Genomic DNA, 3,162 nt, shown 5'->3' on the forward strand with positions numbered 1-3,162 from the left:
GGCGGGGCGGCGGCCCTGCTGCTGCTGGGCGAGGCCGTACAGCTGCCCTTCACGGCCCGGGTCCGCACGGTGCGGCGGCGCTACGGCCTGGTGACCCAGGGCTGGGCGGGCTGGGCGGTGGACGTGCTGCGGGGGCTGCTGCTGGGCCTGGGGCTGGCCCTGCCTGCGGCCTGGGGCCTGTACGCCCTCACCGCCTGGTCGCCGCACCGGTGGTGGCTGCCCGCGGCCGGTGCGGCGGCGGCCCTCACGGTGGCGTTGTCGTTCCTGTTCCCGCTGGTGGTGGAGCCGTTGTTCAACCGCTTCACCCCGATGCCCGACGGACCGCTGCGCACCGCCCTGCTGGACCTGGCCGAGCAGGACGCGGTGGCGGTCCGCGAGGTGCTGGTGGCGGACGCCTCCCGGCGCACCACCGCGCTGAACGCCTATGTCTCCGGGCTCGGCGCCACCCGCCGCATCGTCGCCTACGACACCCTCCTGGCCACCGCCGAACCCCGTGAGGTGGAGCTGGTGGTCGCCCATGAGCTGGGCCATGTGAAGCACCGTGACGTCCTGACCGGCACCGCGCTGGGCGCGCTGGGGGCCGCCGCCGCGGTCTGTCTGCTCGGCCTGCTGCTGGGCCTGCCGCCGCTGCTGTCGGCCGCCGGGGCGGCGGACGCCGCGGACCCCCGCTCACTGCCGCTGCTGGCGGCCTGCGGGACGCTGCTGGGGGCGCTGTCCGGGCCGCTGCAGTGCGCCGTCAGCCGGCGCGTGGAGGCCCGAGCGGACCGCCACGCCCTCGATCTCACCCGCGACCCGGAGCAGTTCGTCGCCATGCAGCGGCGGCTGGCGGTGGCCAATGTGGCCGATGTCGACCCACCGCGGGCGCTGCAGCTGCTCTTCGGCACGCATCCCAGCGCGGCCCGGCGGATCGCCGCCGCGCGCAGCTGGCGGGGCTGAGCGCCCAGCCCGCCGGGCCGGGCGCTCAGCGCCGGGAGGAGGAGGGGCCGTGGTCGGGATCCAGGTCCTCCAGCAGGTGCTGCTCATAGGCGATCCCGGGGCGCACGGTGTAGGCCACCGTCTCCGCCTCGAAGGGGTCGCCTATCCGGGTCGCCGCCTCCGGGTCCGGCAGGCCGTCCCACTCCTCCGCCGGGTCCTCCTCCTCGGCGCGTCCCATGGTGGAGCGCCACAGCCGGCCGCAGGACAGCAGCGCCGCGCCCAGCAGCAGCACATTGCGTGCGGTGAGCAGCGCGACGCCGCCGGGATCGGAGGCCGCCACCTGGTTGAACCGCACCGGGAACTCCAGCACGGTGAGCGCCGACGCCAGCAGCACCAGCACCGCGACCGGCTTCTGGGTGGTGCCCCGCGCGGTCAGGCAGACCGCGGCCAGGCCGATCAGCCACACCAGGTACTGGGGGCTGATCACCCGGCTGGTGACGGTGAAGAGCAGCAGCGCCGCCAGCGCGGCGTCGTACGGCGTCGCCGGGTGCCAGACCCGGGCCCGCAGCCGCCACACCAGCAGCCAGCCGAACGCCAGCACCGTCGTCGCCATCGACACCTGGGCGATGACGTGCACCCATGGACCGAGGAACTCCACCGAGCCGTAGTTGAGGGTGACCTGGCCCTGCCACTTGCCCTGGGTACGGGCCCAGTGGATCGGCAGCGCCGCCAGCGACTCGATCTCCACACCGCGGTCGCGCTGGAAGGTGAGGAACCGGAAGGCGCCGTTCATCGCCGCGGCCACCAGGAAGCCGGCCCCGGCGGCGGTGACCGCCGCGGCGATCCAGGCACGGCGGGTGCGGCTGCCGCGCGCGGTACCGATCACCGCCAGCAGCGGCCACACCTTCAGCAGGCCGCCGAAGCCCAGCAGCACCCCGGCGAGACGGGACCGCCTGCGCCCCAGGGCCAGCAGTCCGGCGACGGCGACGGCGGTCACGATCAGGTCGTAGCGGGCGTAGACGGTGGGCCCGAGCATGGGCACCGCGGCCACCCAGAGCCACGCCCCCGCATAGCGCCGCCGCCCGCGGACGCCCGCCCGTACCAGCAGCAGCATCGCCAGCACGTCGAAGACCCCGGTGAGCACCATGAAGTCGGTGAGGTACGACCAGGGCAGCAGCCCCGGCGCCAGCATCACCAGGGCGGCTCCCGGCGGGTACTGCCAGGTGACGTCGTCCATCGGGAAGGTGCCGGTCTTCAGCACCTCGTACCAGCCGTGGTAGATCACCGAGACGTCGCCGGTGACGTCCAGCCCGGAGATCTTCCAGACCCCCAGGCACATCAGCACGATCAGCACCCGGGTGGCGACGAAGGAGAGTCCCAGCGCCCAGAGCGGTCCGGCTGCGGTACGCGGCTGCGGCGGCTCCTCGTGGGGCGGTTCCAGGGTCCGGTCCCGTCCGGGCTCTGCCAACTCCACAGCTGCATCCCTCACTCGGTCTAGGACGGCCGGTGTCGGGCGGACGTCCGGGCCGGTCGGGCGAGCGTACCGCCCGTGGTGAAGACGGTGACACGGTGTTTCCGGGTTCCCGTGGAACGGCGGACCTGACCTATGGTACGGAGACCATGCACAAGACCCTGATCGTCACCAACGACTTCCCCCCACGGCCCGGCGGCATCCAGCAGTTCGTCCACAACATGGCGGTGCGGCAGGCTCCGGGAAGCGTGGTGGTCTACGCCTCCACCTGGCGGGACGGTTCGGAGGCCGCCCGCTTCGACGCGGAGCAGCCCTTCCCGGTGATCAGGGACCGGACCCGGATGATGGTGCCCACCCCGCGGGTGGTCCGGCGGGCGGCCGACATCCTGCGGGCCGAGGGCTGCACCTCGGTCTGGTTCGGCGCCGCCGCCCCGCTCGGCCTGATGGCGCCCGCGCTGCGCCGGGCCGGGGCCCGGCGGCTGCTGGGCATGACCCATGGGCACGAGGCGGCCTGGGCGGAGCTGCCGGTCTCCCGGCGGCTGCTGCGGCGGATCGGGGAGCGCACCGATGTGCTGACCTATCTGGGCGAGTACACCCGCTCCCGGATCGCGGCCGCGGTGGGCGAGGAGGCGGCGGCGCGCATGGTGCAGCTGCCGCCGGGCGTGGACGAGAAGACCTTCCACCCGGACTCCGGCGGCGGCGAGGTGCGGCGGCGCCTGGGGCTGGCGGACCGGCCGGTGGTGGTGTGCGTCTCCCGGCTGGTGCCGCGCAAGGGC

At 74.5% G+C, this 3,162-nt stretch carries 3 protein-coding genes; 2 read left to right on the top strand and 1 reads right to left on the bottom strand.

Annotated elements, in window-relative coordinates; translation table 11 throughout:
* The coding region (locus AOK09_RS15530; RefSeq protein ID WP_055587785.1) for a M48 family metalloprotease at positions 1-936 on the top strand (936 nt) is incomplete at its 5' end.
* Positions 937-961: 25 nt separating this feature from the next.
* Here the strand turns inward: AOK09_RS15530 and AOK09_RS15535 are convergent.
* On the bottom strand, positions 962-2,389 hold the full coding sequence (locus AOK09_RS15535) for a glycosyltransferase 87 family protein (protein ID WP_063795963.1): 1,428 nt from the start codon (positions 2,387-2,389) through the stop codon (positions 962-964).
* A gap of 146 nt (positions 2,390-2,535) precedes the next feature.
* Here AOK09_RS15535 and AOK09_RS15540 point away from each other — a divergent pair.
* Positions 2,536-3,162 (top strand): glycosyltransferase (locus tag AOK09_RS15540; RefSeq protein ID WP_157875910.1); only part of this gene is annotated, 627 nt, incomplete at its 3' end.

The sequence above is a fragment of the Peterkaempfera griseoplana genome (assembly GCF_001418575.1).
Taxonomy (GTDB): Bacteria; Actinomycetota; Actinomycetes; order Streptomycetales; family Streptomycetaceae; genus Peterkaempfera; species Peterkaempfera griseoplana.